At 60.3% G+C, this 25,688-nt stretch carries 28 protein-coding genes; 18 read left to right on the top strand and 10 right to left on the bottom strand.

Annotation, left to right across the window (positions count from 1 at the left end; translation table 11 throughout):
* Positions 1-6: 6 nt before the first annotated feature.
* The 4 genes from RFER_RS00310 to RFER_RS00295 all read left to right on the top strand — a co-directional run bounded on the left by RFER_RS00310 (position 7) and on the right by RFER_RS00295 (position 3,346).
* Positions 7-429 (top strand): hotdog fold thioesterase, encoded by a 423-nt coding sequence (locus tag RFER_RS00310; RefSeq protein ID WP_011462396.1) that lies wholly within the window; start codon positions 7-9, stop codon positions 427-429.
* A 46-nt stretch (positions 430-475) separates the two neighbouring features.
* A complete protein-coding gene (locus RFER_RS00305; protein ID WP_011462395.1) occupies positions 476-1,180 on the top strand; it encodes a Crp/Fnr family transcriptional regulator in 705 nt (234 codons plus the stop codon).
* A 130-nt stretch (positions 1,181-1,310) separates the two neighbouring features.
* A complete protein-coding gene (locus tag RFER_RS00300) occupies positions 1,311-2,828 on the top strand; it encodes a multiheme c-type cytochrome (protein ID WP_011462394.1) in 1,518 nt (505 codons plus the stop codon).
* Positions 2,829-2,908: 80 nt separating this feature from the next.
* Entirely contained in the window at positions 2,909-3,346 is a 438-nt protein-coding gene (locus RFER_RS00295; protein ID WP_011462393.1) for a tetratricopeptide repeat protein, read from the top strand.
* 113 nt (positions 3,347-3,459) lie between these two features.
* Here the strand turns inward: RFER_RS00295 and RFER_RS00290 are convergent, their stop codons facing one another.
* The 9 genes from RFER_RS00290 to mnmG form a co-directional block, all read right to left on the bottom strand.
* Positions 3,460-3,966 carry a hypothetical protein gene (locus tag RFER_RS00290; RefSeq protein WP_011462392.1) on the bottom strand — a complete coding sequence of 169 codons (507 nt, stop codon included), beginning with the start codon at positions 3,964-3,966 and terminating at the stop codon, positions 3,460-3,462.
* A gap of 15 nt (positions 3,967-3,981) precedes the next feature.
* Positions 3,982-5,187, bottom strand: coding sequence for a DUF4382 domain-containing protein (locus tag RFER_RS00285; RefSeq protein ID WP_011462391.1), 1,206 nt, complete (start codon positions 5,185-5,187; stop codon positions 3,982-3,984).
* A gap of 173 nt (positions 5,188-5,360) precedes the next feature.
* Positions 5,361-6,107, bottom strand: a complete 747-nt coding sequence (locus tag RFER_RS00280; RefSeq protein ID WP_011462390.1) for an HD-GYP domain-containing protein — start codon at positions 6,105-6,107, stop codon at positions 5,361-5,363.
* Positions 6,108-6,208: 101 nt separating this feature from the next.
* Positions 6,209-6,952 carry a class I SAM-dependent methyltransferase gene (locus RFER_RS00275; RefSeq protein ID WP_011462389.1) on the bottom strand — a complete coding sequence of 248 codons (744 nt, stop codon included), beginning with the start codon at positions 6,950-6,952 and terminating at the stop codon, positions 6,209-6,211.
* A gap of 85 nt (positions 6,953-7,037) precedes the next feature.
* Positions 7,038-7,979 (bottom strand): ParB/RepB/Spo0J family partition protein, encoded by a 942-nt coding sequence (locus RFER_RS00270; protein ID WP_011462388.1) that lies wholly within the window; start codon positions 7,977-7,979, stop codon positions 7,038-7,040.
* 18 nt (positions 7,980-7,997) lie between these two features.
* Positions 7,998-8,633: an RBBP9/YdeN family alpha/beta hydrolase gene (locus RFER_RS00265; protein ID WP_011462387.1), complete on the bottom strand. Its 636-nt coding sequence runs from the start codon at positions 8,631-8,633 to the stop codon at positions 7,998-8,000.
* Between the two features lie 75 nt (positions 8,634-8,708).
* Positions 8,709-9,494 (bottom strand): ParA family protein, encoded by a 786-nt coding sequence (locus tag RFER_RS00260; RefSeq protein ID WP_011462386.1) that lies wholly within the window; start codon positions 9,492-9,494, stop codon positions 8,709-8,711.
* Positions 9,495-9,747: 253 nt separating this feature from the next.
* Positions 9,748-10,422 carry a 16S rRNA (guanine(527)-N(7))-methyltransferase RsmG gene (rsmG, locus tag RFER_RS00255; protein WP_011462385.1) on the bottom strand — a complete coding sequence of 225 codons (675 nt, stop codon included), beginning with the start codon at positions 10,420-10,422 and terminating at the stop codon, positions 9,748-9,750.
* A complete protein-coding gene (gene mnmG / locus RFER_RS00250; protein WP_011462384.1) occupies positions 10,422-12,461 on the bottom strand; it encodes a tRNA uridine-5-carboxymethylaminomethyl(34) synthesis enzyme MnmG in 2,040 nt (679 codons plus the stop codon). The genes rsmG and mnmG overlap by 1 nt, the downstream gene beginning before the upstream one ends.
* Positions 12,462-12,663: 202 nt before the next feature.
* Between mnmG and RFER_RS00245 the strand changes: the two genes are divergently transcribed.
* Both RFER_RS00245 and gstA read left to right on the top strand, forming a co-directional pair.
* Positions 12,664-14,115, top strand: coding sequence for a coniferyl aldehyde dehydrogenase (locus tag RFER_RS00245; protein ID WP_011462383.1), 1,452 nt, complete (start codon positions 12,664-12,666; stop codon positions 14,113-14,115).
* Between the two features lie 187 nt (positions 14,116-14,302).
* Positions 14,303-14,911, top strand: coding sequence for a glutathione transferase GstA (gene gstA, locus RFER_RS00240; RefSeq protein ID WP_011462382.1), 609 nt, complete (start codon positions 14,303-14,305; stop codon positions 14,909-14,911).
* A 103-nt stretch (positions 14,912-15,014) separates the two neighbouring features.
* Here the strand turns inward: gstA and RFER_RS00235 are convergent, their stop codons facing one another.
* Complete coding sequence (locus RFER_RS00235) at positions 15,015-15,485, bottom strand: hypothetical protein (protein WP_011462381.1); 471 nt, start codon at positions 15,483-15,485, stop codon at positions 15,015-15,017.
* A 290-nt stretch (positions 15,486-15,775) separates the two neighbouring features.
* Here RFER_RS00235 and ccmA point away from each other — a divergent pair, with 290 nt between their 5' ends.
* The 12 genes from ccmA to minE all read left to right on the top strand — a co-directional run bounded on the left by ccmA (position 15,776) and on the right by minE (position 25,572).
* Entirely contained in the window at positions 15,776-16,408 is a 633-nt protein-coding gene (gene ccmA / locus RFER_RS00230; protein WP_011462380.1) for a cytochrome c biogenesis heme-transporting ATPase CcmA, read from the top strand.
* Positions 16,405-17,088, top strand: coding sequence for a heme exporter protein CcmB (ccmB, locus tag RFER_RS00225; RefSeq protein ID WP_011462379.1), 684 nt, complete (start codon positions 16,405-16,407; stop codon positions 17,086-17,088). Before ccmA ends, ccmB begins: the two co-directional genes overlap by 4 nt.
* Positions 17,085-17,825, top strand: coding sequence for a heme ABC transporter permease (locus RFER_RS00220; RefSeq protein ID WP_011462378.1), 741 nt, complete (start codon positions 17,085-17,087; stop codon positions 17,823-17,825). The genes ccmB and RFER_RS00220 overlap by 4 nt, the downstream gene beginning before the upstream one ends.
* The gene (ccmD, locus tag RFER_RS00215) at positions 17,812-17,991 is read left to right on the top strand and encodes a heme exporter protein CcmD (protein WP_011462377.1); all 180 of its coding nucleotides are present in this window, start codon (positions 17,812-17,814) and stop codon (positions 17,989-17,991) included. Before RFER_RS00220 ends, ccmD begins: the two co-directional genes overlap by 14 nt.
* The gene (gene ccmE / locus RFER_RS00210) at positions 17,988-18,431 is read left to right on the top strand and encodes a cytochrome c maturation protein CcmE (protein ID WP_011462376.1); all 444 of its coding nucleotides are present in this window, start codon (positions 17,988-17,990) and stop codon (positions 18,429-18,431) included. The genes ccmD and ccmE overlap by 4 nt, the downstream gene beginning before the upstream one ends.
* Positions 18,432-18,441: 10 nt before the next feature.
* A complete protein-coding gene (locus RFER_RS00205) occupies positions 18,442-20,415 on the top strand; it encodes a heme lyase CcmF/NrfE family subunit (protein ID WP_011462375.1) in 1,974 nt (657 codons plus the stop codon).
* The gene (locus tag RFER_RS00200; protein WP_011462374.1) at positions 20,412-20,936 is read left to right on the top strand and encodes a DsbE family thiol:disulfide interchange protein; all 525 of its coding nucleotides are present in this window, start codon (positions 20,412-20,414) and stop codon (positions 20,934-20,936) included. The genes RFER_RS00205 and RFER_RS00200 overlap by 4 nt, the downstream gene beginning before the upstream one ends.
* Positions 20,933-21,400, top strand: a complete 468-nt coding sequence (locus RFER_RS00195; protein ID WP_011462373.1) for a cytochrome c-type biogenesis protein — start codon at positions 20,933-20,935, stop codon at positions 21,398-21,400. Before RFER_RS00200 ends, RFER_RS00195 begins: the two co-directional genes overlap by 4 nt.
* Entirely contained in the window at positions 21,397-22,797 is a 1,401-nt protein-coding gene (ccmI, locus tag RFER_RS22845; RefSeq protein WP_011462372.1) for a c-type cytochrome biogenesis protein CcmI, read from the top strand. The genes RFER_RS00195 and ccmI overlap by 4 nt, the downstream gene beginning before the upstream one ends.
* A gap of 833 nt (positions 22,798-23,630) precedes the next feature.
* Positions 23,631-24,416, top strand: coding sequence for a septum site-determining protein MinC (gene minC, locus RFER_RS00185; protein ID WP_011462371.1), 786 nt, complete (start codon positions 23,631-23,633; stop codon positions 24,414-24,416).
* 75 nt (positions 24,417-24,491) lie between these two features.
* A complete protein-coding gene (minD, locus tag RFER_RS00180; RefSeq protein WP_011462370.1) occupies positions 24,492-25,307 on the top strand; it encodes a septum site-determining protein MinD in 816 nt (271 codons plus the stop codon).
* 4 nt (positions 25,308-25,311) lie between these two features.
* Positions 25,312-25,572: a cell division topological specificity factor MinE gene (gene minE, locus RFER_RS00175; protein WP_011462369.1), complete on the top strand. Its 261-nt coding sequence runs from the start codon at positions 25,312-25,314 to the stop codon at positions 25,570-25,572.
* Positions 25,573-25,688: the final 116 nt, after the last annotated feature.

Below are 25,688 nucleotides of genomic sequence, written 5' to 3'. Positions count from 1 at the left end.
GCCTGGATGCTTATCTGGAAACGACCGATCTCGGTGGCTGAACTCACCGCGATCAGCGTCAACACGGCGGTTGACCACCTGGGAATGGAATTTCTGGAGGTGGGTGAGGACTTCATCCGGGCGCGCGTGCCGGTGGATCACCGCACCCAGCAGCCCTACGGTTTGCTGCACGGCGGCGTGAGCGTGGTGCTGGCCGAAACCCTGGGGTCATGTGGCGCCGCCTACGCCAGCCCGGCCGGGCAACTCGCCGTCGGGCTGGACATCAACGCCAACCACCTCAAGGGTGTCACCAGCGGCTGGGTCACCGGCACCGCCCGCCCGGTGCACATCGGCCGCACCACCCAGGTCTGGCAGATCGACCTGCAAAACGACGCCGGTGAGCTGACCTGCGTGTCGCGCATCACGATGGCGGTGCTGCCGCCGCGTTAAACCTCCGACAGGTCGCCAACCTTCGGCAGAATCAACGCTTGAACACGTGAACCCAGAACCTTTTGACATACAGCGTCTGTTGTCGGCGCTGCCGCTCTTCAGTGATCTGTCCCAGTTGGAGCGAGAACGTATCGCCCGAGGATGCCGCTTGGTGCGTCTGGCCCGTGGCGAGATGTTTTTTCGGGTCGGCGAAGCGTGTGAGGCGTTCCACGTCGTGGTGTCCGGGCAGATCAAGCTTTACGTGTCATCACCTGCCGGCCAGGAGAAGGTGATCGAAATCATCGGCCCGGGCCGAAGCTTTGCGGAGGCCCTGGTGTTTCTCGGGCAGCCTCACATCGTGAATGCGCAGTCACTGACGGACACCTTGCTGGTCAGTGTTGCCAAGGCCGCCGTGCTGGCTGAAGTGGAGCGGGACCCGCGCTTCTCGCTGCACATGCTGGCTGGCATTTCCCGTCGCCTTCACAGCTTGATTCATGACGTCGAGGGCTATGCCTTGCAAAGTGGCATGCAAAGACTGATTGGCTACTTGCTGCGCGATGTGGAGGCGGCAGTTGGCCATGGTAGTGGCAACGTCAGCGTCAGCGTTCATTTGCCCGCCAGCAAGGCAACAATTGCCTCCCGCCTGTCACTGACGCCCGAATATTTTTCTCGTGTACTGCACGAGCTCGAAACCCAAGGGCTGATTCAGATCGACAAGCGCGAGATCCGGATTCTGGACGTGCACCGACTCGCCAATTTCGAGTCACATTGACACGCTTGGGCGCCCCAAGTGAACGCTTCAAGGGTCGGCGATCAACTGATCGTGCCCATTCTTAAGTCATATTAAGTTAATACCAACCGGACCGGTTTACAGTTCTTCACATTCATTTAAGGAGAACGTCATGCGTCGAATCGGTCGATTTGCAGCCCCAATGGGATGGGCAATTGCCTGTCTGCTGTCGCTGTCCCTTGCCGTCCCGGCATTCGCTGTTAATCAAACGGCCGCCAAAAAAGTCGGCGCCGATCAGATGATCAAAAAGTCGCCAGCCGATGCGGCGATCGGGAAAAAATGCATCAGTTGCCACGGCGCCGAGGACGATCCGGGCATCTACGGCGAGTGGAAGAAGAGTAGCCACGCCGCCAAGAATGTGGACTGTTACGACTGCCACAAGGCCAAGCAAGGCGAGAAAGCCGCCTTCGCGCACCATGGCGCCTCTATTCAGGTGATCGTCACCCCCAACACCTGCGCCAATTGCCATGCCGCCGAGGTGGCGCAGCAGCAGCGTTCGCACCACGCCAAGGCCGGCAATATTCTGGCCTCGCTGGACAATCTGCTGGGCGAGGTGATTGGTGGACCGGCCGCCGTCAATGCCGGCTGTCTGCAATGTCATGGCAGCACCGTGGTTCTCGACGACAAGGGGCGTCCGACGCCGCAAACCTGGCCCAATACCGGCATTGGCCGCATCAATCCGGACGGCTCATTGGGATCTTGTTCGGCCTGCCACGCCCGCCATAGTTTCTCGTCGGCGCAGGCGCGCACCCCCGACACCTGTGGCAAATGTCATTTGGGGCCGGATCATCCGCAACTCGAAATCTATAACGAGTCCAAACATGGCATTCTCTACCGCGCCAAGATCAAGGAAATGAACCTGGATTCCAAGAAATGGGTGGTGGGCGCTGACTACACAGCGGCGCCGACTTGTGCCACCTGCCACATGAGCGCCACCCGCGAGCAGAAGGTCACGCACGACGTGGGTGAGCGTATTTCCTGGACCCTGCGGCCTGCCATCTCCACCAAACTCAACATGATTCGCCTGAGCACCGGCGATGAATTCGATCAACCAGAGGGCCAGCCCTTGCCCAAAGTGGGTGACGAGGTCAAAGGCGCCAAAGTGACCGAAATCCTGACCTGGACGCAACGCCGGGACAAGATGAAGGACGTCTGCGTCGCCTGCCACAGCGCCAATACGGTGGCGGGCCAATACAAGCAGTTTGATGACCTGGTCGAGCTTTACAACGACAAATATGCCAAGCCGATTGCGGCTGTCATGAAGGAACTCGAAGACAAGGGCTACCTGACGCACCAACCCATGGACGCAAAAATCAAGTGGACCTGGTTCGAGATCTGGCATCACGAAGGCCGCCGCGCCCGTCACGGTGCTGCCATGAACGGGCCGGACTACACCTGGTGGCATGGCATTTACGAAGTCAGTCAACACACCTATTTCAAGTGGATTCCCGAACTGAAAGAGGTGGTTCGCCAGAAAGACGGCAACGAAGATTTCGCCAATGCACTGCTGGACAAGCATTTCAAACCGATTGCCGGCCATGACTGGTTCTTCAACGGCATGGGCAAGGATGCGATTGAAAAAGTGCGCAAGGGCTATGACGAGCGCTATGGCAAAGGCGCCTTGAAATAAGTCTGTCACAACGGGTCGCTGAACGGCTCTTCTGCATAAGAGGGGCCGTTTTCTATCCGGCCACAAAGGATGGGAAAACCATGTATTCAACAATTCGGCAGCGTACGCTGCTCGGCTGTGCCGCGCTGATCACCGGGTTTGTGATTTGGTCAGCGCAAGGGGCTGCGCCAAATACCCTGATCGCGCTAGGCGATCAACAATGGGCCGCGGGGCAACTTGAACTGGCGCAGAAGACCTTTGAACACGCAGTCAAAGCAGAGCCCCGCTCGGTCGACGCGCATATGAAGCTGGCTGGTTTGCAGCTTTCCCGCCAGGAATTCAAGGCCTGCATCGAGACCTACCAGCGAGCAATCGGGCTCGATGCAAACAATGCCAGAGCCTGGCTGGGCTTGGGATTCGCGTATCTTCACACCGGTCAAAATGACTTATCACTGGCCGCTTTGGACGAGGCCATTCGCATCGATCCCGGCAACCAGGAAAAATTGGCCCCGGTGCTGGCGAAGCTGGGCACGCCTTGACCGTTTGCAACAGTGGTCCGTAGTCGTCCAAAGCCAACTCGGCCTGCTCCGGCCCAAGTGATGGCGGCAAATGCCGCTGCCGCCAGGCCTGGTCCAGAAAGAAAAAAGCGCGACTACCGGCCCAAGTCCTGAATGGCGTCGACGACCAAGCCAGTGCCAATGGCAATCAGCAGGATGTCGGAGGCGACGCGCACATAGCGGTGTCCGGCCGGAGCCACGCCCAGTTGGACGACGATGGCTGGCGGCAAGCTGTAGACCACCACATCACGCGGCAAAGGCTGGCCGAGGGCCCACTTTCGGGCCTGCCCCGGCGGCATACAACCATTGTTTTTCTTGGCCAGGCCCGGCGGGCAGCGACCCACGCGGTATTGCTCGCTGTAGTAATTGCGTATCACCGCGCGCTGGTCATCGCCAAAATGCCCAGCAGCCCGGTCCGGCCTGCCCTGCGATGGGCTGTCCTGGCGTTCCTGCACCTGGGTCTGCTGGTGCTGGCCAGACTTGCCGGGCTTGCCACCGGCCACCCAGTCCGGCTTGGCGGCCATGGCCCCAGCCGTGACCAGCAGACCCGCGAGCAGGAAGGCCGGAGCACGGCCCGTTGTGACTTGTGTGATTTTCACCATAAACCTTTTGATGAATTAAGGGAACGTGAAGTTGGTCGTGACTGTAGCACCAGAGGCCAAAGTCGGGAGTACCGTCGTCTTGTCCGCAAAGCCCGTCAAGCTGGCGTTGAGTGTGTACTTGCCGGCCGCAGCGAGGTCGGCAGTGAACACCAGTGCGCCCGGTGCCGCCACATAAGGCGCTACCAGTGGCGCGTTAACCACCAGCGGGTAGGTGTAGAGCCCCGTGGCACCGTCAACGAAGCGGCCGGCAATCTCTACCGTCGTGACGGCGCCACCCGCGAGCGTCGACGGCAGAGGCTGCAGCACGCGCACCAAGGTGTCCACCGGGGCGGTGCCGGTCACGGTTGCGCTGGTGGAGACCGCCGGGTTCAGGGCGGTGCCGGAAGTGTTGACCGAAGTCACCGTGTCTGCGGCCACGGCCACGTTGGTAACGACAGCCGTGGTGCGCCCGGGCGCTGTCAAGACCAGCGAGTAATTGCCCGGCGCGACCGGCTGCAGCATGAACTTGCCGAAGTTGTCCGGTGCCGTCGCCTTGATGACCACACCGCCCTGCTGCAGGGACACGCTGGTGTTGCCATTGGCCAAAGTCGCTGTGTCGACGAAGCCGGTGACACCAGAGATGAAGCGTGCAAGCACGCTGAGCTGCGGTTTGAGCAGGTATTGGCCCGAGTTGCCCGCGACCACGACCGATTTGCAGGCGTCAAAGTCGATCACGAAATTGGCCAACTGGTTGGGGGCTATAGTGATGTTGAACTGCTTGGCCTTGACACCGGATTGCTGGCCACTTGGTGTCTTGAGGGCAAGCTCGGTCTTGGTCGGGTCGCTGGTGAGGACGACGGAATTGGCCAGCACAGCCGTGGGATTGGTGGAATTTTCGGCCAGCACCAGCCGCATCTGGTTGTAGCTGCCGGCGGGCAGTGTGACTTCACCGAGTTCTGCCAGATCGCCGTTTTGCAGCTTGAGCAAATCCACGCGGAGCGCCGGGTTCATCACAATTTCAGACCAGCCGCTGTCGGTGTCACTGGCGCTGCCACTCTGGTGGACACGGACTTTCTGGATGGTCACATTGACGGCGTCATAGCCGCAAGCCGGGGCGTCGGTCAGTGCCAGGCGCAAGCTGCCGTTGTCGGTGCTGGCGCTGCCGCCACCACCGCCGCAGGCCGCGAGGCCCGCCACCAAAACACCACCCAGGGCCAGCTTCGAATTTCGGGATAATTTCATGGAATGCCTCTTTAAGAAATAGATAAGTCAGTACAGGGAATCGCGCTGACTCTGATTCGGCGCAAGACCTGATACCAATGATGCTGGGCGCCCTGCCTGGCGTCTGTTCGCTGGCGCACCGATTCTTTTTATTCTGTCGTGAGGAACCTGCACGTGGGCGCCAGCAGGGCGACTTACAACTGGACTTCTTCCGCAATGGCATTGGCCATATAAGCCATCTTCCTTTGCATATCCTGCCCGGTATCGGCAAAGCGCAGCGCGATGGCCCGGAATTCATCCTGAATTTCGATGAAAACATCCACCATGTCGGGGTCAAAATGACTGGCGCGGCCCTGAAAGATAATGCCCACCGCCTGATCATGGGGCAGACCGGCCCGGTACACGCGCTCCGAGATCAGGGCATCGTAGACATCGGCAATCGCCATGAGGCGCGCCGACAGCGGGATATTCTCCTCCGACAAACCCTGTGGATAACCGCTGCCGTCCCATTTTTCATGATGGGAATAAGCCAGTTCCTTGACCGTCTGAAGCAGGGGCGCCTGGTAGCCCAGGGTCAACTCGGCCTGTTCAATCGCGTCACGCGCCAGGGTAGTGTGGGATTTGATGATCTCGTACTCAGCGGGTGTGAGGGCGGCGGGCTTGAGCAAAATCCGGTCCGGAATGCCAATCGTGCCCATATCGTGCAACAGCGCCGACTGAAACAGAACCCGGCAATAGGACTCGGTCAAGGCCGCAGCAAAGCGCGGATGTTCCTTCAGACGCTGCACCAGTGCCTGGACGTACTGTTGCACCCGCAAAATGTGCTGGCCGGTGTCCGAGCTGCGCGTTCCGGCCAGTGTGACGATAGCGAAAGCCGCTACCGCCATGGCGGCATACATGGGATCAGCGGCGGGCGGCGGGCTGGGGTCGGGTCGGGTCATGGCAGGGTTTACCTTTTCAAACTTGACGGCAAGAGTTCTTTACAGTGCCAGTTTAGGCGACGACCGGGCTGTTGCGGTGATTTCAGCATCGGCCAACGCGTCTAGGGCTGGCGCGCCTGCAGCGGCATGCGGTACAGCCAGACCGGGCGGCCGTCCGGGGCAGACAAGACGGCCTGCGGCACGAGCGCAGACGCCTCGAATTCCAGGCTCACCAACCAGGCGCCGGGCTTGAGCTGCGCGCGCGCCTTGGCCACCGCGCGCGCCATGCTTTCCGGGCGCTGAAACAAATAGACCAAGGTGTAAGGCGCCCAGTCGGCGCGCCAGATATCGCCCTGACGCACGCGTGCCCACGGGCAACGCAGGGCACACAAGGCACGCAAGGGCCAGCTCCATTCCAGTCCATGCAGCTGCGCCGCCGGATAGGCTTCGCGCAGCGCCCGCAGGCCGGCACCCAGGCCGCAACCGGCATCGAGCACCAGGGCGCCCGCAGGCAGCGGCGCTTGCCCGGCCAGGTCGCGCAAGGCGTGCTCAGGGGTCGGAAACAGCGGTGCGTCGCGCCAGGCATTCAGGGGATAGATCAGCAGCAGCAACGCCAGCGGCAGCAGCCAGGCCCAGGCGGGCAGGCTCGCCGACCCCGAGAGCGCCAACGAGACGGGAAAGCCCAGGCCGATGATGGCGCGGCGCCACCAGCTGGCGGCCCAGCCACTGAGCACCACGCCCAGCGCGGCGGCAACAGCCAGCGCCACCCAGGCGGACAGCCCCAGCCGCTGCAGCCCCCAAAATGAGGCCCAGGCCGCGCCCCAAGTCAGCAGGGCCGGCAGCGGCCAACGCAGGTGGACCAGCATGTGAGGACGGTGGACAGTGGACGGGTAGACCGATGGCGCTCAAAGCACGCGGGGGCGCAGACGTGCTGCGAACCGGATGCCGGCGTTAGCGCGTCGCCGCGCGCCTGAGTTTGTCGATCAAGCCGTTAAGCTCGTCGAGTGAGCCGAACTGGATGCTCAATTCGCCCATTTCCTCCAGCCGCCCGGCCCGCTTGACGCGCTTTTTCACCCGCACTTCAACGGCGGCGGTGAGCAGGTCGGACAACTCCTCTTCGACCCGCTTCATGTCGCGCGACTTTTCCGGTTTCGGCCTGACCGAGGTCAGCGAAAAATCAGCACTCAATTTTTTGGCCAGGCGCTCGGCCTCGCGCACCGACAGGCTGCGCGCGCTGATCTGGGTCGCCGCCGTGATCTGGGTCGCCCGGTCCAGCACCAGCAGCGCCCGCGCGTGGCCCATATCGAGGTCGCCCGCCATCAGCATGGTTTGCACCGGATCGGCCAGGTTCAGGAGGCGCAGCAGGTTGCTGGCGGCGCTGCGCGAGCGCCCCACGGCCTGCGCCGCCTGCTCATGCGTGTGGCCAAACTCCTTGACCAGCCGCTGCAGGCCCTGCGCTTCTTCCAGCGGGTTCAGGTCTTCGCGCTGAATGTTCTCAATCAGCGCCATGGCAGCGGCGTCTTCATTGGCCACGTCACGCACCAGCACCGGCACGCTGTCGAGCCCCGCCAGTTTGGCGGCGCGAAAGCGGCGCTCACCGGCAATGATCTCGTACTTGCCCTGGCTGACGCCGTCCAGGAGTTGGCGCACCAGAATCGGCTGCATGATGCCCTGCGCCTTGATGGATTCGGCCAGTTCGTACAGGGCCCCCTCGTCCATGCGGGTGCGGGGTTGGTACTGGCCCGGCACCAGGTCGATGAGCAGCAAGGTGGTCGGCAAGCCGGCATTGCCAGCGCCGGGAACCGAGCCGTCCAGCGCAGCTGACTCAGCCACTTTGGGTCCCAGCAGGGCATCGAGTCCGCGCCCCAGGCCTTTGGGTTTCTTGGTAACCATGGTGTTCTCTTTCCTTTTTTAATAGTGGGCGGCGCAGACCGTCAGCCCGGCACTTGACTCGCCTGTTTTCACCTGGGACAGACCTTGCGTTCTGCCCTCTACCAACTGCAACAAAGCATGCCCTTGCGGCCAATCGCCCAGACCCGACTCAGCGTTGATCTGCCCGTGCGGACCGCCGTCGATGAACTCAGCCCCCCAGGCGTGAGCGAACGCCTGCGCGCGCTCGAAACTGCAATCAGGATCGTCACGGCTGCCAAGCAGCATGCTGCTGAACGGCAGGGGCTGCCAGGGGATCGGTGACCAACTCGCCAGCAGCGCCCGCAAGGCTTCGCGCTCGACATCGGTCGGCGCCACCAGCAGCGCCGCTTTCACCAGGTGGGTGTGGCGCGAGTGCGTGGCCCACGCCGCCACCAGCAGGCAGCCCAGGCCGTGGGCGACCAGCGTCAAACCCGGCCCTGGCGCCGACTTTGACCGCAGCACCGCTTCTTCAAGCTGCATCAACCAGTCGCCGCGCAACGGGCGCAACCAGTCGTGCTGTTCCACGCGCCGATAGCCGTGCGCCGCCTGCCACCGGCTCAGCCAGTGTGCGGGGCCCGCATTTTGCCAGCCGGGGAGCAGCAAAACTTGCGGAGTCGGCAGGTCATGGGTCATCATTTGCTACTATTTAAATAGCTATCTACGCAGTGATGACGGGGGCTAGAGGCCAATTCGACATATAAAAGACGGCGATTACAGGGTTTCAATGCGCGCCACCATCTCCTGGGCAAATGCAACATACGCTTGCGCGCCTTTGGCCAAGGGGTCAAACACAACGCCTGGCACGCCGTAGCTGGGCGCTTCTGCCAGCCGCACATTGCGGGGAATCACGGTGTTGAACACCTTGTCGGCAAAATGCGCCTTCAGCTGCTCGCTGACTTGCTGCTGCAGCGTGATGCGCGGGTCAAACATGACACGCAACAGGCCGATGATGGCCAGGTCTTTGTTCAGGTTGGCGTGCACCTGCTTGATGGTGTTGACCAGGTCCGTCAAGCCCTCCAACGCAAAGTACTCACACTGCATCGGCACGATCACACCGTGGGCGCAGCACAGGCCGTTGAGCGTCAGCATCGACAAACTGGGCGGGCAATCGATCAGGATGAAATCGTAATCTTTCTCCACCTCGGTCAAAGCTTCTTTCAGTCGCCTCTCGCGTCGCTCCATGGCCACCATCTCGACCTCGGCACCCGTCAGCTCACGGTTGGCGCCCAGAATATCGTAACCACAGCCGGCCTCGATCAAACGGTCGCTTTTGACCCGGGCCTCTGCCACCGAGGCCGCTTCGAGCAAGACGTCATAGATCGTGAGTTCAAGCTGGCGCTTGTCAACGCCGGAGCCCATGGTGGCATTGCCCTGCGGGTCCAGATCCACCATCAACACACGCTGCCCCACCTTGGCCAGACCGGCGGCCAGATTGACCGTCGTGGTGGTCTTGCCGACGCCACCTTTTTGATTGGCAACACAGAAAATTTTAGCCATGGAGTGCGTGCTGAAGTTGGAGTGAGTTGGTGGACATTATTGCGGTGGCACTTGAGGTGTTTCACGTGAAACAGCGGGCTTCAATCCAGATGGCTTCGGCCGGGACGCCGCAACAAGACGATGATGGCACCTGTACAGACGCCGCAATCAGCCATGTCGGACATAGGAGCGCTCTGGTTGGAAAGGTCCGAGTTTACGTTAGCTTATTGGCAGAATACTTTTTCCGCCGCCAAAAAGTTCCTGCGACACGCCCTCAAACCGCCGATTGACGCATCCAGACAATGCACCGATCAGCACCCAGCCCGGGCACCACCAGGTGTTCCACGTGGAACACCTTAACCGTTGCAGGCAGGGCCGCCACCTCTTCCGCAGGGTCCTTGGCCTTCATGGCCAGCCAGAGCCCCTGCGGCGCCAGCGCGGCCGAGGACAGCCGAGTGAAATCCGCCAGCGAGGCAAAGGCGCGCGAACAGATGACGCGGTACGGGCCGGTCAAGCTTTCCACCCGCGCATGCAGGCCGTGCAGATTGGCCAGCTTCAAGGTCGCCGCCACCTGTCGAATAAACGCCACTTTTTTGGCCACGGTATCAACACAGTCAACAGTGATCTCGGGGCAACAAATCGCGATCACGACCCCCGGCAAGCCGGCGCCGGAGCCAACATCCAGCAGTCGCACGTTGGCGGTATCCGTGTCCGGCGTCTGGTCACGCAGCCCGGCCAGCTGCCTGCGCAGGGGCTGGATCACCGCCAGACTGTCCAGCAAGTGGTGCGTCAACATCTCAGCCGGCTCACGGACCGCCGTCAAGTTATAGACCTGGGTCCATTTTTGAATCAGGGCCAGGTAGTCGAGTAGCAGGGCAATTTGCCTGTCTTCCAGCACCAGTGCAAGGTCCGCCAAGCCACCTCGCAAAGCCTGTTCCAGCTCGCGCATCAGATGACCCCCTGCTGAACATCCCCCGACTCACTGGGCGCAGTCACTTTGCCTGCAGCCGCAAAGCCTTTGAAGTTGCTTTTCTTCAAATGCACCAGCAAGAGAGAAATGGCGGCCGGGGTAATGCCCGACAGGCGCGAGGCTTGGCCCAGGGTTTCTGGCCGATGTTTGGACAACTTCTGCCGGGCTTCAAAACTCAAGGCCGATACCTGCAAATAATCCAGTTCCAGCGGCAATTTGAGATTTTCGTAGTGCGCAGCGCGCCCGACCTCTTCTATTTGCCGATCAATGTAGCCCGCGTACTTGGCCACGATCTCCACCTGCTCAATCACGACAGCGGCAAACACAGCCTCCGGCAATGGCACGGCCGGTGTTTCACGTGAAACAGGGATATTCAATTCTGCGCTGGCATATTTGCCACCCTCCAGCGACATCAGGTTGGCGTAATTCACATCCGGGCGCCGCAACAAATCCGCCAGACTGTATTCGTGCTCAATCGACTTGCCGAGTACCCGCTCCGACTCGGTCGCCGTCAGATTCTTGGGGCTGACCCAGAGCGAGCGCAGGCGCTCTGTTTCACGTGAAACAGCCTCGCGCTTGCGACTGAAAGCCTCCCAGCGCGCGTCATCGACCAGACCCAGCCGGCGCCCAGTCTCGGTCAAACGCATGTCGGCATTGTCTTCACGCAGCTGCAAGCGGAACTCGGCTCGACTGGTGAACATGCGGTAAGGCTCGGTCACACCCTTGGTGATCAGGTCGTCCACCAGCACCCCCAGATAGGCCTCGTCGCGGCCCGGCACCCAGGTCTCTTGCTGCCAGCTGGTCTGGGCGCCGGCCTGCAGCGCCGCATTGACACCGGCAAACAGGCCTTGCGCCGCGGCCTCTTCATAACCCGTGGTGCCATTGATCTGGCCGGCAAAGAACAGGCCGCCAATCGCCCTGGTCTCGAAGCTGCTCTTGAGTTGCTGCGGGTCAAAGTAGTCATATTCAATGGCGTAACCGGGGCGCAGGATGTGGGCATTTTCCAGGCCCGCCATGGAGCGCACCAGGGCGTACTGAATGTCAAACGGCAAACTTGTCGAGATGCCGTTGGGGTAATACTCGTTCGTCGTCAGGCCTTCGGGCTCCAGAAAGATCTGGTGACTGTCCTTGTCGGCAAAGCGATTGATCTTGTCTTCCACACTCGGGCAATAGCGCGGCCCCACGCCCTCGATCTTGCCGGTGAACATGGGGCTGCGGTCAAAGCCACTGCGAATGATCTCGTGCGTGCGCTCGTTGGTGTGAGTGGTCCAGCACGACATCTGGGGCGGGTGTTGCTCGACCCGGCCCATGAAACTGAACACCGGCATGACCGGGCTCATGCCCCCCGGCATGCCGTCACCCGGTTGCTCGCCACATTTACTGAAGTCAATCGAGCGGCCATCCAGGCGCGGCGGCGTTCCGGTTTTCAAGCGCCCTTGCGGCAGCTTCAACTCCTTCAGGCGCGCCGACAGACGCACTGCGGGCGGGTCGCCGGCCCGGCCGGCGGCGTAGTTGTTCAAGCCCACATGGATCTTGCCGTCCAGAAATGTGCCGGCCGTCAACACCACCGTTTTGGCGCGAAACTTGATACCGGCCTGTGTCACCGCCCCCACCACCCGGTCGCCCTCCACCATCAGGTCATCCACCGCCTGCTGGAACAGCCACAGATTGGGCTGGTTTTCGAGCCGGCGGCGGATGGCCGCCTTGTACAGCAGCCGGTCCGCCTGCGCACGGGTGGCGCGCACGGCCGGTCCCTTGCTGGAGTTGAGAATCCGGAACTGGATCCCGCCTTCATCGGTGGCGGCCGCCATGGCCCCCCCCAAAGCGTCCACCTCCTTGACCAGATGGCCTTTGCCAATGCCACCGATGGATGGGTTGCAACTCATCTGCCCCAGCGTCTCAATGTTGTGACTCAGCAGCAGCGTCTTGCAGCCCATGCGGGCGGCGGCCAGGGCGGCCTCGGTGCCGGCATGGCCGCCGCCGACGACGATCACGTCGAAATGTTGGGGATAAAGCATAGCTATGACTCGAAAATGGGGGCGAAATGAGAAGGCGCACGCCCTGGCGCCCGATGAACTGCAGCGTGTGATTTTACCGGGCAGCCAAAAGTCTGGCAGTGCGCCCTGAATAAGGCCTGGCCGGTCGGTTGGAACGAGTTCCCTATTCACCCCGATGAATAGGCTTGATAATGATATTTGGCACTATTGAGGAAGTCAGAAGATGAACACCAATCCCTTGTACCGCGCCGCGCCGCCCACCGATCTCAACCCACTCGACAACGGACTTGAAGCCACGCTCAAGCTCCAGCGTGCTGCCTACTTTGCGCATCCCTACCCCAGCTTTTCAGAGCGCAAAGCTGACCTGCTCCAACTGAAAGCCCTCATCCGTGACAACCGCGACGCCATCGTGGCGGCCATCAGCGCGGACTATGGCAACCGCTCGCGCCATGAAACCCTTTTCGCCGAGATTTTCAGTGTGATGGACGGGGTGGATCACACCCTCAAACACCTGAAACAGTGGATGAAACCGCAGCGCCGGGGCGTCGACTGGAAGAATTTCTTTGGCGCCAGCAACCGCGTCATACCACAACCCCTGGGCATTGTGGGTGCCATCGTGCCCTGGAATTTCCCGATCAATCTCAGCTTCAGCGGCCTGATTGCCACCTTCGCCGCCGGCAACCGCTCCATGGTGAAAATGTCGGAGAATTCCCGCCACTTGGCAAAACTGCTGATTGAAAAATGCCCGGCCTATTTCCCCCGGGAAAAGCTCGCCTTCTTCGACGAAACCGGCGGCGTCGGCATCGAGTTTTCCAAGCTCAAGTTCGACCACCTGCTGTTTACCGGCTCCGGGCTGACGGGCCGCGCCGTCATGGCAGCAGCAGCCCCCAATCTGTGCCCGGTGACACTGGAAATGGGTGGCAAATCTCCCGCCATCATCTGCGACGACTACCCCTTGCGCAAGGCGGCTGAACGCCTGCTGTTTGTGAAGTGCTTCAACGCGGGACAAATTTGCACCACCGTCGACCACGCGTACATCCCCACTGCCAAGGTGAACGAATTTGCGGCCATGGCCAAAGAAATTGTGAGCATGCGCTACCCCACATTGGACACCCCTGACTACACCTCCATGATCGATGAACGCTCGTTCAACCGCGTGGTTGCCGCCCTCGAAGAAGCGCAAGAACGCGGCGCCACCCTGGTGCAACTCATCCCGGGCAAACAGTGGGACAGTGCCAGCCGCAAGATTGCCCCTCATATCGTGCTCAACGCACCCCCAGACTGCGCCTTGCGCACCCGGGAAATCTTTGGCCCGGTGCTGCCGATCATTGCCTACACGTCCATGGAAGAACCCATTCAGGCCATCAATGCCGGACCCCGTCCACTGGCTCTGTACCCTTTCAGCAACGACAAGCCCTTGGTGGAGCACCTGTTGCGCCACGTCATATCGGGCGGTGTCAGCGTGAACGATGGGCTATTCCATGTCGGCCAGCACGATCTCCCTTTTGGCGGCGTGGGCGACAGCGGCATGGGCCACTACCACGGTCACGACGGTTTCGTCACCTTCTCCAAAATGCGCCCGGTGTTCTACCAGGCACCGTTCAGCGCCATCAAGTTCCTGTGGCCGCCCTATGGCAAATTCGCCACCCGCTACCTGGACTTCCTGACCCGCTAGCCCTTGTCCTGCGTTGACATTTAGCTACGTTTTTTATAGCACGCCAACCTGATAGCGATCGGCAATGGCATCCGCAGCGCCTTCCAGCCCAAAGTCTCATACACTCCGGCCCACGCAACGGCGGCCAGCATCGGCGCTGCACCCATTTTTTTCAACCCGTTCACCCGAACATCCACCAAGACCTGGCATGAAACTCTACTACTCCCCGGGCGCCTGCTCGCTATCGCCCCACATTGCACTGCAGGAGGCCGGCCTGGCTTTTGAAGCCATTCGCGCGCCAACCAAAACCCACCAGCTGGCTGACGGAACCGACTACTACACCATCAACCCACTCGGTTACGTGCCGCTGCTGGCACTCGATGACGGCACCCAGCTGCGTGAAGGCCCCGCCATCGTGCAGTACATCGCCGACCAGGTTCCGGCCAAACAACTGGCGCCAGCCAACGGCACGTTTGCGCGCTACAAACTGCAGGAATGGCTCAACTTCATTGGCACCGAACTGCACAAAGGCTTTTCGCCGCTGTTCACCCCCGGCATGCCCGAGGAGGCCAAAACCATCGCCAAGACCCGTCTGAACTCGCGCCTGCAATGGGTCGACGGCGAGCTGGCCAAGACGCCTTATTTGATGGGTGACACGTTCACGGTCGCCGACGGCTATCTGTTCGTGGTGGCGGGCTGGACTAAACATGTCGGCATCGATATCTCCGCCCTGGCTAACCTGGGCGCCTTCATGAGCCGCGTTGGTGAACGCCCCGCCGTGCAGGCCGCCCTGCGTGCCGAAGGCTTGCTCAAATAGCTGGCGCCAACACCTCCATCGCGTCGGGGCGGGCGTAAAAAAGCCGCTGGCTTGCAGCGGCTTTTTTGCAGCGCCCGGTCTGCCCGGGCGACCATGGGCTAACTCAATACTTCAATTGGAGCTTGTCGAGTTGCTCTTTGGTGATGGCAGGAACATCGCCCCGTGCCGTCCAGCGATTGGGGTTCCAGCCGCCTTCGCCCACCCAGGCCTTGATAACCTTCAGATTGGCGGCGCGCTGTCCATCGGTTTCACCCAGATGTTTGTACATATTGCCCGGCTTCTTGTCGGCACTGCCGCTGCCATCGTCAAGGCGGCGCATGAAGGCCCCCGAATCCGGATAGGCAATCAGCTGCAGCAGTGTTTCATACGTGCTCAGACGCGGGCCGGACTTTTCCTTGGTGTATTTTTCCTTGGCCAAATCGAATTCCTTGAGCGTCGGCGCTTCAGCCCCGTGACAGTCATCACACTGGGCTTTGAGAATGGGTTGAACGTCAGCCCGATAGGTAACGTCCGCGGCGAGTGCGGGCAAGGCCATCGTGGCGCAAGCCAGGATTCCCAGAACTTTAAATTTCATGCTGTGCTTCCTTTTTAGTTTGAAGAGGTGGTTGAATATAAAAATTGGAAATCGCTGCCGAATACCATTCGACTCCAATGACCTGCCAACTTTGCAAAGACTTTACTCTTGCCACCTTAAGGCGCCGCGTAAAGAATTGTTAAGAATGTTCATAAGAAACGCCCGTTTAGGGGCGTTTTGTCTCTGAGAGCGTCGGCCATCCACGGGGGGGCTGTTGCCAATCCGCGGCTCACCCGCCGGCGCGTGACCATACCGTAAAATTCCCGCAATCGAATTCACGGCACCACGAATTGAAAACTGTTCCGACCCTGTCCTTTTCCAAGCTCGGCTGCAGCCGGGGCGGTCGGCAACTCTTTCAGAATATTGACTGCGTCCTGGAATCCGGGCACTGGCTTTATGTGGCCGGGGCCAACGGTGTCGGCAAAACCAGCCTGCTGCGCATGGTGTGCGGTCTGGCGCCGATCGAATCCGGTGAAATTTTCTGGAATGGCACCCCCATTCATGCCCAGGCCGATGCCTACCGGCAAGACCTGTGCTACCTGGGTCACCTCAATGCCCTGCAGGAATCCATGACCGTGCACGAGAACCTGGCGTTCACTGCGGCGCTGGGCGGCATGGCCCCAGACATGGCGCAAACGCAGTCGGTTCTGGCGCATTTTGGCGTTGCCGGTCGCGACCGCCAGTTGGTGCGCCATCTGTCGCAAGGTCAAAAGCGGCGCGTCGCCCTGTCCCGACTTGCTTTGAGCCAGGCCCGTTTGTGGGTGCTGGATGAGCCTTTTGTCGCCATGGACGAGGCCGGGGTGCGCATGTTGGCCGACCTGATCGCAGCGCATTTGACCCAAGGCGGCTTGGCGGTACTGACCAGCCACCAACAGGTGGACATCGGCGCCATACCGGCCCAACTGCTGGAGCTGCGCGCATGAAGAAGCTGGGATTAGGCTCGGTCCTGCTGGCCGTGCTGCGGCGCGAGGTCTCCCTGGCATTGCGGCAAAAAGGCGAGGTATTGACGCCGCTGGTATTTTTTGTCGTCATTGCCAGCCTGTTTCCGCTGGGCGTGGGGCCAGAATCAGCACTCTTGTTGCGCATGGCGCCCGGGGTGCTGTGGGTCAGTGCCTTGCTCGCAGCCATGCTGTCGCTGCAACGCCTGTTTGCCACCGATTACGCCGACGGTTCGCTGGAGCAGATGGCGCTGTCCAGCACACCACTCGGTCTGCTGGTGCTGGCCAAGGCGCTGTCCCATTTTTTGCTGTCAGGCCTGCCCCTGGTGCTGATGGCACCCGTGCTCGGCCTGCAGTTCGGTCTGGATGGTCGGGCGCTGGGCATCTTGATGCTGACCCTGCTACTGGGTACCCCCACCTTGAGCCTGATTGGCAGCATCGGCGCGGCCCTGACCTTGGGCGTGCGTGGTGCAGGGGTATTACTGTCGCTGTTAATCTTGCCGCTCTATATTCCGGTGCTGATCTTTGGCGCCGGCGCGGTAGAGGCCGATGCCGCCGGTCTCGGCATGGGCGGCCACCTGTCACTGCTGGCGGCATTGCTGGTGCTGTCGATATTTTTTGCGCCTTTGGCCACCACCACCGCCTTGAGGATTTCCCTGGAATGAATACCCGCGTGATTCACTGGTTCAAATTTGCCTCGCCGCAAAACTTTTATGTGCTGGCCGGGCGCATGCAACCCTGGTTTACCGCCCTGGCCATCGTGCTGATGGCCGTCGGCTTGTGGATTTCGTTCTTTGTCGCCCCGACCGACGCGCAGCAAGGCGAGGGCTACCGCATTATCTTTGTGCATGTGCCGGCGTCGCAAATGTCGATGTTCATTTACCTGGTGATGGCCGCCTGGGCCGGCTTTGGCCTGGCTTTTAATACCCGGCTCTCGGGCATGATGGCCTCGGCGCTGGCGCCCACTGGCGCCCTGTTTGCGTTTCTCTCGCTGATCACCGGCTCCCTGTGGGGCAAGCCGATGTGGGGCGCCTGGTGGGTCTGGGATGCACGCCTCACGTCCGAGCTGATCCTGTTGTTTTTGTACCTGGGCTTTTTGGCGCTGCAATCAAGCATCGACGACCCGCGCCGCGCCGACAAGGCCTGTGCCGTGCTGGCGCTGGTGGGCGTGGTGAACGTGCCCATCATCTATTTTTCAGTCAAGTGGTGGAACACCCTGCACCAGGGAGCGTCGGTGTCCTTGACCCGTTCCCCAACCATGGCCAGCACCATGCTGGCCGGCATGCTGATCATGGTCGTCGCGTTCTGGATGTACACCATAGCGACGACGCTGGCACGCGTGCGCAACATCATTCTCGATCGTGAACGTCATACGGAGTGGGTCAAAAATGCAGTGGAATAGTGTTTCCGAATTTTTTGCCATGGGTGGCTACGCCTTCTATGTCTGGGGCAGCTTTGGGGTAACAGCCGCGGTGATGGGCATTGAGACACTGGTCATTCGCCGCCAGCGCCAGGAACTTCTGCGCAATCTTCGCAACGAATTACTTTCCGAAGGAGCATCTTCATGAAACCTCGTCACAAACGCGCGGCCATCATTGCGGGTGGCTTGGCTGCTTTGGGCATCGCGGCCTACCTGGTCCTGAATGCCTTCCAAAGCAACCTGGTCTTTTTCTTCTCGCCAACACAGGTTTTTGCCGGCGAGGCGCCCAAAAATAGGGCGTTTCGCATTGGTGGCCTGGTCAAGGAGGGTACGGTCAAGCGTGACAACCTGACGGTGGCCTTTGTGGTGACCGATACCGCCAAGGAGGTGCCAGTCTCCTACACCGGCATCCTGCCGGACCTGTTCAAGGAGGGCAAAGGCGTGGTGGCACAAGGCAAGCTGGACGAGAACGGCCACTTTACGGCCACCGAGGTGCTGGCCAAGCACGATGAAAACTACATGCCGCCCGAGGCCAAGGCGGCGCTGGATCAGGCTCAAATCCAGAAAACCATCAAGTCACTCAAGTAGGAAACACATCATGATTCCTGAAATTGGTCATTTTTCGCTCATTCTTGCCCTTTTTGTGGCGCTGGCCCTGGGTACTTTAAGCGTCGTGGGTGGACAGCAGGGGCGCGCCGACTGGATGGCAATGGCACGCCCCGGTGCACAAGCGCTGTGGTTGCTGACGGCACTCTCCTTTGGCTGTCTGACCTATGCTTTTTTTACCAATGACTTTTCCGTCTCTTACGTCGCGCAGCATTCCAACACCAAACTGCCCGATATCTACCGCATTGCCGGCGTTTGGGGTGGGCACGAGGGCTCGCTGCTGCTGTGGCTGATGATGTTGTGCACCTGGATGATGGCGGTGTCGCTTTTTTCCCGCCAGTTGCCCGAGGTGATGGTATCGAGAGTGCTGGGTGTTTTGGCTCTGGTGGCGGTTGGTTTCCTGCTGTTCATGTTGATCACCTCCAATCCGTTTCTGCGCCTGAGCGACATTCCGGCCGATGGGCGCGATTTGAATCCGCTGCTGCAAGACCCGGGCCTGGTGTTTCACCCGCCCATGCTGTACATGGGTTACGTCGGTATGTCGGTACCGTTTGCTTTTGCCATCGCCGCACTGCTCAACGGCCGGCTTGACGCCGCTTGGGCGCGCTGGTCGCGGCCCTGGGCCACTGCGGCCTGGATTTGCCTGACGATCGGCATTGCGATGGGTTCCTGGTGGGCGTATTACGAACTGGGCTGGGGTGGCTGGTGGTTTTGGGACCCGGTCGAAAACGCATCCTTCCTGCCCTGGCTGGTCGGCACCGCGCTGATCCATTCCTTGGCCGTGACAGAAAAGCGTGGACTTTTTCGCAACTGGACCATCATCCTGGCCATCACGGCGTTCTCCCTCAGCCTGCTGGGAACGTTCCTGGTCCGCTCCGGTGTGTTGACCTCAGTCCACGCCTTTGCGACCGACCCCAAGCGCGGCGTGTTCATCCTGCTCTTCTTGTCCGTTGTGGTCGGTGGTTCACTCACCTTGTTTGCCATGCGCGCCAGCAAAGTCCGCGCTGGCGGCGCTTTTGCACTGGTGTCGCGCGAGACTTTTCTGCTGGTTAACAACGTCTTGCTCACCACCGCCGCGGCAGCGGTGTTGCTGGGAACCTTGTATCCGCTGATTGTGGACGCGCTCAACCTGGGCAAGCTGTCGGTCGGGCCACCGTACTTCAACTCGGTGTTTGCACCCATCATGCTGCCGGTATTGTTTTTTATGGTGCTGGGTTCGTTTGCGCGCTGGAAAAATGACAGCGTGGCGGAACTCACGAAAAAGCTGCGCCCGGTGGCCATTCTCTCGGTGCTCCTGGGCTGCAGCGCCCCGTTTCTTGCCGGCGAGTGGTCGCCTTTGGTGGCGCTCAGTTTGACGCTGGTGTTCTGGATTGTGCTGGCATCGATACAACAAATTTACCGTCAGCTCAAGGACACCGTCAACTGGAGATCCACCCCGATATCGTTCTGGGGCATGCATGTGGCGCACATTGGCATTGCCGTTTTTGTGGTCGGTGTCACCATGGTCAAGGCTTATGAGAACGAAAAAGACGTGCGCATGGTGGTGGGCGACACGGTGGAAGTGGCTGATTACACCTTCCGCCTGACGGGTATTCGTGAGGTGCCGGGTCCCAATTACACCGCCGACCAGGGTGATGTGGAAGTGCTCCGTGGCGGCAAGCTGCTCAAAACCCTGCATCCCGAGAAGCGCACTTATTTCTCATCCACCATGCCGATGACGGAGACCGCGATTGACAGCAATTTGCTGCGCGATGTCTATGTATCGCTGGGTGAGCGTCTTGAAGGCGGCGACAAACCGGCCTGGGCGATGCGGGTCTACCACAAGCCCTTTATCGTCTGGATCTGGCTCGGCAGCCTGATGATGGCCTTGGGCGGCGGCATGGCCGCGTTGGACCGCCGTTATCGCCGCAAAGTGACCGCCAGCGCGGGCGCCGTCAATCCAAAAATCAAGGGCGTTGCAGCATGAAGAAGAAGCTGATTCCGCTGGGGATCTTTGCTGTTTTGGTCGTGTTTCTGGCGATTGGCCTGACGCGGGACCCGCACGAGATTCCATCACCGCTGATCGGCAAGGCGGCGCCGATGTTCAACGCCCCGCTACTGCAGACGCCCGAGCAGCAGTTTTCTGCCAAAGACATGCTGGGCCAGGTCTGGCTGCTCAATACCTGGGCGTCCTGGTGCGTCGCCTGCCGGCAGGAACACCCCATCTTGATGGAATTTGCCAAGACCAAAACGCTACCTATCGTCGGCCTGGACTACAAAGACCAGAACCCGGAGGGCCTGAAATGGCTGGCCCGCTTTGGCAACCCTTACGACCACGCCATTACCGACAAAGATGGACGCATTGGCATTGACTTTGGCGTCTACGGCGTACCCGAAAGCTTTCTGATCGACAAGGCCGGTGTGATTCGCTATAAGCAGATCGGCCCGGTCACCGAAGAAGCCTTGCGGGACAAGATCGTGCCGCTGATACGGGAGCTACAAAAATGAAATACTGGTTGGCGCTTGTCCTGGCGCTGCAATGTGCACTTTCATCCTATGCGGGAGAAGCCACGCCGTTGGCCGAAGACCCGGTGGTGGAGCAACGCATGATCGCCATTTCCGAAGAACTGCGCTGCCTGGTCTGCCAGAACGAGTCGCTGGCCGGCTCCCGCGCCGATCTGGCGCAGGACTTGCGCCGCGAGTTGCGCGAATTGATCAAGGCCAACAAGACCGATGCCGAAATCATGGAATACATGGTCAGCCGCTACGGCGACTTCGTGCGTTACCGCCCGGCCGTCAAACCGATTACCTGGCTGCTGTGGTTTGGTCCTTTCTTGCTCCTGATCGGTGCCATCGTGATGCTGGTGCGCATGGTGCGCCGCAATCAGCGCAGCGCTGAATCGCCGGTGCTCGACGCCGCCCAGCGCAAAAAAGCACAGTCTCTTCTCAAAGATTCGGAAACTCCCTCATGACCGTCTTTATTGCAATCGCAGTGCTTTTGACACTGTTGGTAATGGCCTGGATCGTGCGTCCCTTGCTGCGCCCGGCGCCGGCGGCGGGCGTCTCCAGCGAGCGCCTGAACGCTTCCATTTATCGCGATCAACTCGATACGCTGGAGCGCGATCTGGCGCGCGGCGTCATCAGTCCGGCGGACTGTGAAGCCACCCGGGACGAATTGCAGCTGCGTCTGCTCGACGACACCGAGGAACCGGCGCCAATTCAGCACACCAGCGGCACCAGCATCTGGACCGGGCGATTGACCGCCGCGCTGATTGTTGTGCTGATGCCGCTCGGCTCTGCAGGCATGTACTGGCTGCTGGGCACGCCTGCGGCCATAGATCCGGCAGCGTCACAAAAAGCCAACGAAGATCAGGCCATGAAAATGGTTAACAGCCTGGCCGCTCGCTTGCAGGCCAACCCCGACAACCCCCAGGGTTGGGCCATGTTGGCGCGTTCCTACAAAGTGATGGGCCGCTTTGACGAGGCCGAACAGGCCTTCAAGAAGGCCGGTGACTTGGTCAATACCAATCCGGACCTGATGGTGGACTACGCCGACCTGTTGGCTGTACGCGCCAACAACAACATCGAAGGCAAGTCGCTGGAGCTGGTGAATAAGGCTTTGAGCATAGACCCACAGCATCCCATGGGTCTGATGATGGCCGGTGTGGCGGCCTATCGCCGCTCCGACTTCAAGGGCGCCGTGAATCGCTGGGAAACATTGCTGACGCTGCTTGAGCCCGGGTCACCCGATGCGCAGCAAGTGGAAACCGACATTGCCGATGCGCGCGCCAAAGCCGGCCTGCCAGCGGCACAAAAAGTAACTGCACCACCGGTGACCCCTGCGGCTGGGCCCGGCGCTGAAGCGGGCAAGCTGCCGCCGGTCGATCCCGCGGCGGCGGCGGCCATGACCCCGGAAATGATCAATCAAATGGTGGATCGCCTGGCTGCGCGCCAGAAAGCCAATCCGGATGACCTGCCGGGTTGGGTCCGGCTCGCACATGCCTACAAGGTGCAGGGCCGACTGGCAGATGCAGAACAAGCCTATGCCAAGGCCAGCAAACTGGTGGACAGTGATCCCGACTTGTTGACCCAATATGCCGATGTACTGGCCACACGCGCCGACAACAAGATTGAAGGCCGTCCACTGGCCCTGGTGAACAAGGCACTGGCCTTGAACCCCAAGCACCCGACGGCTTTGATGATGGCCGGTACCGCCGCTTACCGGCGTGCTGACTATGCCCAAGCCGTGGCCCACTGGGAAAAAGTGTTAAGCGTACTGCCGCCCGGTTCCAGTGACGCGACACAGGTACAGGCTGAAATCGCCGATGCACGAGCCAAAGGCGGGCTGGGCTTGCTGGCCAAACCCTAATTGCTATAAATTAGATAGTTGCTTCCCAAATAAATACGGAGGCTAGCGGCCAGTTTTCTATAAATTTTCGGCGCTCTTGACGTTCAAAATGCAGGAGGCGAGCGCCTCACCTTGCGGCCGGACCCTCATCCACACACTGGATCGCACGGGTCTTTGCCGGCCACCAGGCCGATGTAGGACGTCAAAGCGTCTGACGCCTTTCCATCGGCATCCCCCACGACACTTTTTTTGCGCGGCCACCAACCCCAGGGGCTCGTGACTTGCGCACCGCTGCCGCAGCACGTCCATGGTTGCGTTTCAGCCCCCTTGTCCCCTCACTGCGCTCCGGCACCAGCGCAGCATGCTCGGCGCAGACAAGCTGGTCACGCACATCCACTGTCATTTATCAACTTCTGTCAAAGGATAAAGCTGTGCATAGTGTTGGCACAATTACCGACTTATCCACATCAATATTCACATCCAGAAGTTATCCAGATCCCGGGTACAAAACAAAAGCACAGTCACCCACATGGGTCGACCACATCCAAGTATTTGATTTACTTACATAAAATTCGCTTATCCCCATGTCGACCCAATCCCTATCTACTACTACTATTTATAAACAGTAGAAAGATAGAAGATAAGAGTGAAGAAAATATTCTGTGCCTCCTGATCCAACCCGGACGCAAGCACTCCAACTTTTGTTCCGCTTGGCGTAACGCACGGGCCGAACCAGTCAATCAAGTAAAATTCAGGCTCGCCACATGCTGTTTCTCAATCTCGGATCGTGTCGGCACTGCCGCTCTTCGAATCGTCCTCAACTGATAAAAAGTTTTCCTTAGCCATTGCCTTTCATGTCTGTTTCTTCCGCAGCCAATCCACCCAGCTCCGTACCGGCGTCTTTTGAAATCAAAAGTGCCCAATTACCGCTGGTAGCACTGCTGCTCAAGACCCCTGACTGGGACCTGCTGGCTTCTGATCTGTTGAAGCAATTTGGCCCACAGGGCGAAAGTCCCGATTTTTTTGACAACGACCCCCTGGTGCTTGATTTCTCATCTCTGCCGCCAGACAGCCCCGTGCAGGACCTCAAACCCCTGCTGCAGACCTTGCGGGCTTGTCGCCTGCTGGCAGTGGCGGCGCGTGGCGCCGGCGCCGTGTGGATGCAAGCAGCGCTGGCGCTGGGTTTGGTGGAGGCGCCGCTTGATTTGCCGCGTGTGCGCCCGGCGCGTGCCGAGCCCGTGCGGCAGGCGGCCGCTGTAGAGCCGGTACGCGAGGCGGCGCGTAAAGTCCCCGGCCCGGCCACACTGGTGATCGACAAACCGCTGCGATCCGGCCAAAAAGTTTATGCCCGCGGGGGTGACCTGGTGGTGCTGGCCATGGTCAACCAAGGGGCCGAGGTGGTGGCCGACGGCAATATCCATGTTTATGCGCCCTTGCGTGGCAAGGCCATGGCGGGCGCCAGTGGCAACACCCAGGCCCGCATATTTTCTTTGTGCCTTGAGCCCGAGCTGATCTCGATTGCCGGGGTCTACCGCACCAGTGAGAATCCGCTGGCACCTGACATCCACGGCAAGCCGGCGCAAGTGCGTTTGAGCAACGACGGGCAGGACAAGTTACTGTTTGAAGCACTAAACACCTGAGCGTCACGCGCGTGCCATCACGCAAGCAGCGCTGACAATGTTTTAATTTGAATTTTCGTGAAAGACAGCTTTCCCATGGCAAAAATAATCGTAGTGACCTCCGGCAAGGGCGGCGTGGGCAAGACCACCACCAGCGCCAGCTTTGCAACCGGTCTGGCCTTGCGCGGACACAAGACGGCCGTGATCGACTTCGACGTCGGCCTGCGTAACCTGGACTTGATCATGGGTTGCGAGCGCCGCGTGGTGTATGACCTGATCAACGTCATCCACGGTGAAGCCAACTTGAACCAGGCGCTGATCAAAGACAAACAGTGCGACCACCTGTATGTGCTGGCCGCCTCGCAAACCCGCGACAAAGACGCCCTGACGCAAGACGGCGTCGAAAAGGTGCTGAGCGATCTGACTGCCATGGACTTTGAATTCATCGTCTGTGATTCACCGGCGGGTATTGAAACCGGCGCTTTGATGGCGATGCACTTTGCCGACGAAGCTCTGGTGGTGACCAACCCCGAAGTGTCTTCGGTGCGCGACTCGGACCGCATTCTGGGCATGCTGTCGAGCAAGACCCGGCGCGGCATGGAGGGCCTGGAGCCCGTCAAGGAGCATTTGCTCATCACCCGCTACAACCCGGCCCGCGTCGACCAGGGCCAGATGCTGTCGCTGGAGGACATCCAGGACATTTTGCGCATCAAACTGATTGGTGTCATTCCCGAAAGTGAAGCCGTGCTGCAGGCGTCCAACCAGGGCGTGCCGGCGGTACACATGAAGGGCAGCGATGTGTCAGAAGCCTACAAGGACGTGATTGACCGCTTTTTGGGTGAAGAAAGACCCATGCGCTTTACCGACGCACCCAAACAAGGGTTTCTAAAGCGGCTCTTTGGGGGGAAATAGCATCATGTCTTTTTTCTCATTTTTTGTTGGCGAGAAGAAAAAATCCGCCAGCGTCGCCAAGGAACGGCTGCAGATCATCCTGGCGCATGAGCGCAGCGGCCGCAACGCCGCCGAGCCCGACTACCTGCCCGCTTTGCAACGCGAGTTGATGGCGGTCATCAGCAAATACGTCAAGATCAATCTGGAAGACATCAAGGTCAACGTGGAGCGCCAGGACGACCTGGAGGTGCTCGAAGTCAAAATCGAGCTGCCCGACTCGCGTTAACCAGCCCAAGCGCCGCTACGCCGTCATCGCCGCCTGTCATGCCTGGCGCACACGCGATTGGAAGGCGGTGCGCGGCAACTTTCTGCTCTACGGGTCGCACTGATCCGAAGCGAAAT

Source organism: Rhodoferax ferrireducens T118, from assembly GCF_000013605.1.
Lineage (GTDB): Bacteria > Pseudomonadota > Gammaproteobacteria > Burkholderiales > Burkholderiaceae_C > Rhodoferax > Rhodoferax ferrireducens.
The sequence above is the reverse complement of the archived record's forward strand: the minus strand, read 5'-3'. Positions and strand labels throughout refer to the sequence as shown.

Coding starts and splice junctions, on each gene's coding strand:
- RFER_RS00310 (WP_011462396.1), top strand. CDS start 7: ATGCTTATCTGGAAACGACCGATCTCGGTGGCTGAACTCACCGCGATC.
- RFER_RS00300 (WP_011462394.1), top strand. CDS start 1,311: ATGCGTCGAATCGGTCGATTTGCAGCCCCAATGGGATGGGCAATTGCC.
- RFER_RS00295 (WP_011462393.1), top strand. CDS start 2,909: ATGTATTCAACAATTCGGCAGCGTACGCTGCTCGGCTGTGCCGCGCTG.
- RFER_RS00290 (WP_011462392.1), bottom strand. CDS start 3,966: ATGGTGAAAATCACACAAGTCACAACGGGCCGTGCTCCGGCCTTCCTG.
- RFER_RS00285 (WP_011462391.1), bottom strand. CDS start 5,187: ATGAAATTATCCCGAAATTCGAAGCTGGCCCTGGGTGGTGTTTTGGTG.
- RFER_RS00280 (WP_011462390.1), bottom strand. CDS start 6,107: ATGACCCGACCCGACCCCAGCCCGCCGCCCGCCGCTGATCCCATGTAT.
- RFER_RS00275 (WP_011462389.1), bottom strand. CDS start 6,952: ATGCTGGTCCACCTGCGTTGGCCGCTGCCGGCCCTGCTGACTTGGGGC.
- RFER_RS00270 (WP_011462388.1), bottom strand. CDS start 7,979: ATGGTTACCAAGAAACCCAAAGGCCTGGGGCGCGGACTCGATGCCCTG.
- RFER_RS00265 (WP_011462387.1), bottom strand. CDS start 8,633: ATGATGACCCATGACCTGCCGACTCCGCAAGTTTTGCTGCTCCCCGGC.
- RFER_RS00260 (WP_011462386.1), bottom strand. CDS start 9,494: ATGGCTAAAATTTTCTGTGTTGCCAATCAAAAAGGTGGCGTCGGCAAG.
- rsmG (WP_011462385.1), bottom strand. CDS start 10,422: ATGCGCGAGCTGGAACAGGCTTTGCGAGGTGGCTTGGCGGACCTTGCA.
- mnmG (WP_011462384.1), bottom strand. CDS start 12,461: ATGCTTTATCCCCAACATTTCGACGTGATCGTCGTCGGCGGCGGCCAT.
- RFER_RS00245 (WP_011462383.1), top strand. CDS start 12,664: ATGAACACCAATCCCTTGTACCGCGCCGCGCCGCCCACCGATCTCAAC.
- gstA (WP_011462382.1), top strand. CDS start 14,303: ATGAAACTCTACTACTCCCCGGGCGCCTGCTCGCTATCGCCCCACATT.
- RFER_RS00235 (WP_011462381.1), bottom strand. CDS start 15,485: ATGAAATTTAAAGTTCTGGGAATCCTGGCTTGCGCCACGATGGCCTTG.
- ccmB (WP_011462379.1), top strand. CDS start 16,405: ATGAAGAAGCTGGGATTAGGCTCGGTCCTGCTGGCCGTGCTGCGGCGC.
- RFER_RS00220 (WP_011462378.1), top strand. CDS start 17,085: ATGAATACCCGCGTGATTCACTGGTTCAAATTTGCCTCGCCGCAAAAC.
- ccmD (WP_011462377.1), top strand. CDS start 17,812: ATGCAGTGGAATAGTGTTTCCGAATTTTTTGCCATGGGTGGCTACGCC.
- ccmE (WP_011462376.1), top strand. CDS start 17,988: ATGAAACCTCGTCACAAACGCGCGGCCATCATTGCGGGTGGCTTGGCT.
- RFER_RS00205 (WP_011462375.1), top strand. CDS start 18,442: ATGATTCCTGAAATTGGTCATTTTTCGCTCATTCTTGCCCTTTTTGTG.
- RFER_RS00200 (WP_011462374.1), top strand. CDS start 20,412: ATGAAGAAGAAGCTGATTCCGCTGGGGATCTTTGCTGTTTTGGTCGTG.
- RFER_RS00195 (WP_011462373.1), top strand. CDS start 20,933: ATGAAATACTGGTTGGCGCTTGTCCTGGCGCTGCAATGTGCACTTTCA.
- ccmI (WP_011462372.1), top strand. CDS start 21,397: ATGACCGTCTTTATTGCAATCGCAGTGCTTTTGACACTGTTGGTAATG.
- minC (WP_011462371.1), top strand. CDS start 23,631: ATGTCTGTTTCTTCCGCAGCCAATCCACCCAGCTCCGTACCGGCGTCT.
- minD (WP_011462370.1), top strand. CDS start 24,492: ATGGCAAAAATAATCGTAGTGACCTCCGGCAAGGGCGGCGTGGGCAAG.
- minE (WP_011462369.1), top strand. CDS start 25,312: ATGTCTTTTTTCTCATTTTTTGTTGGCGAGAAGAAAAAATCCGCCAGC.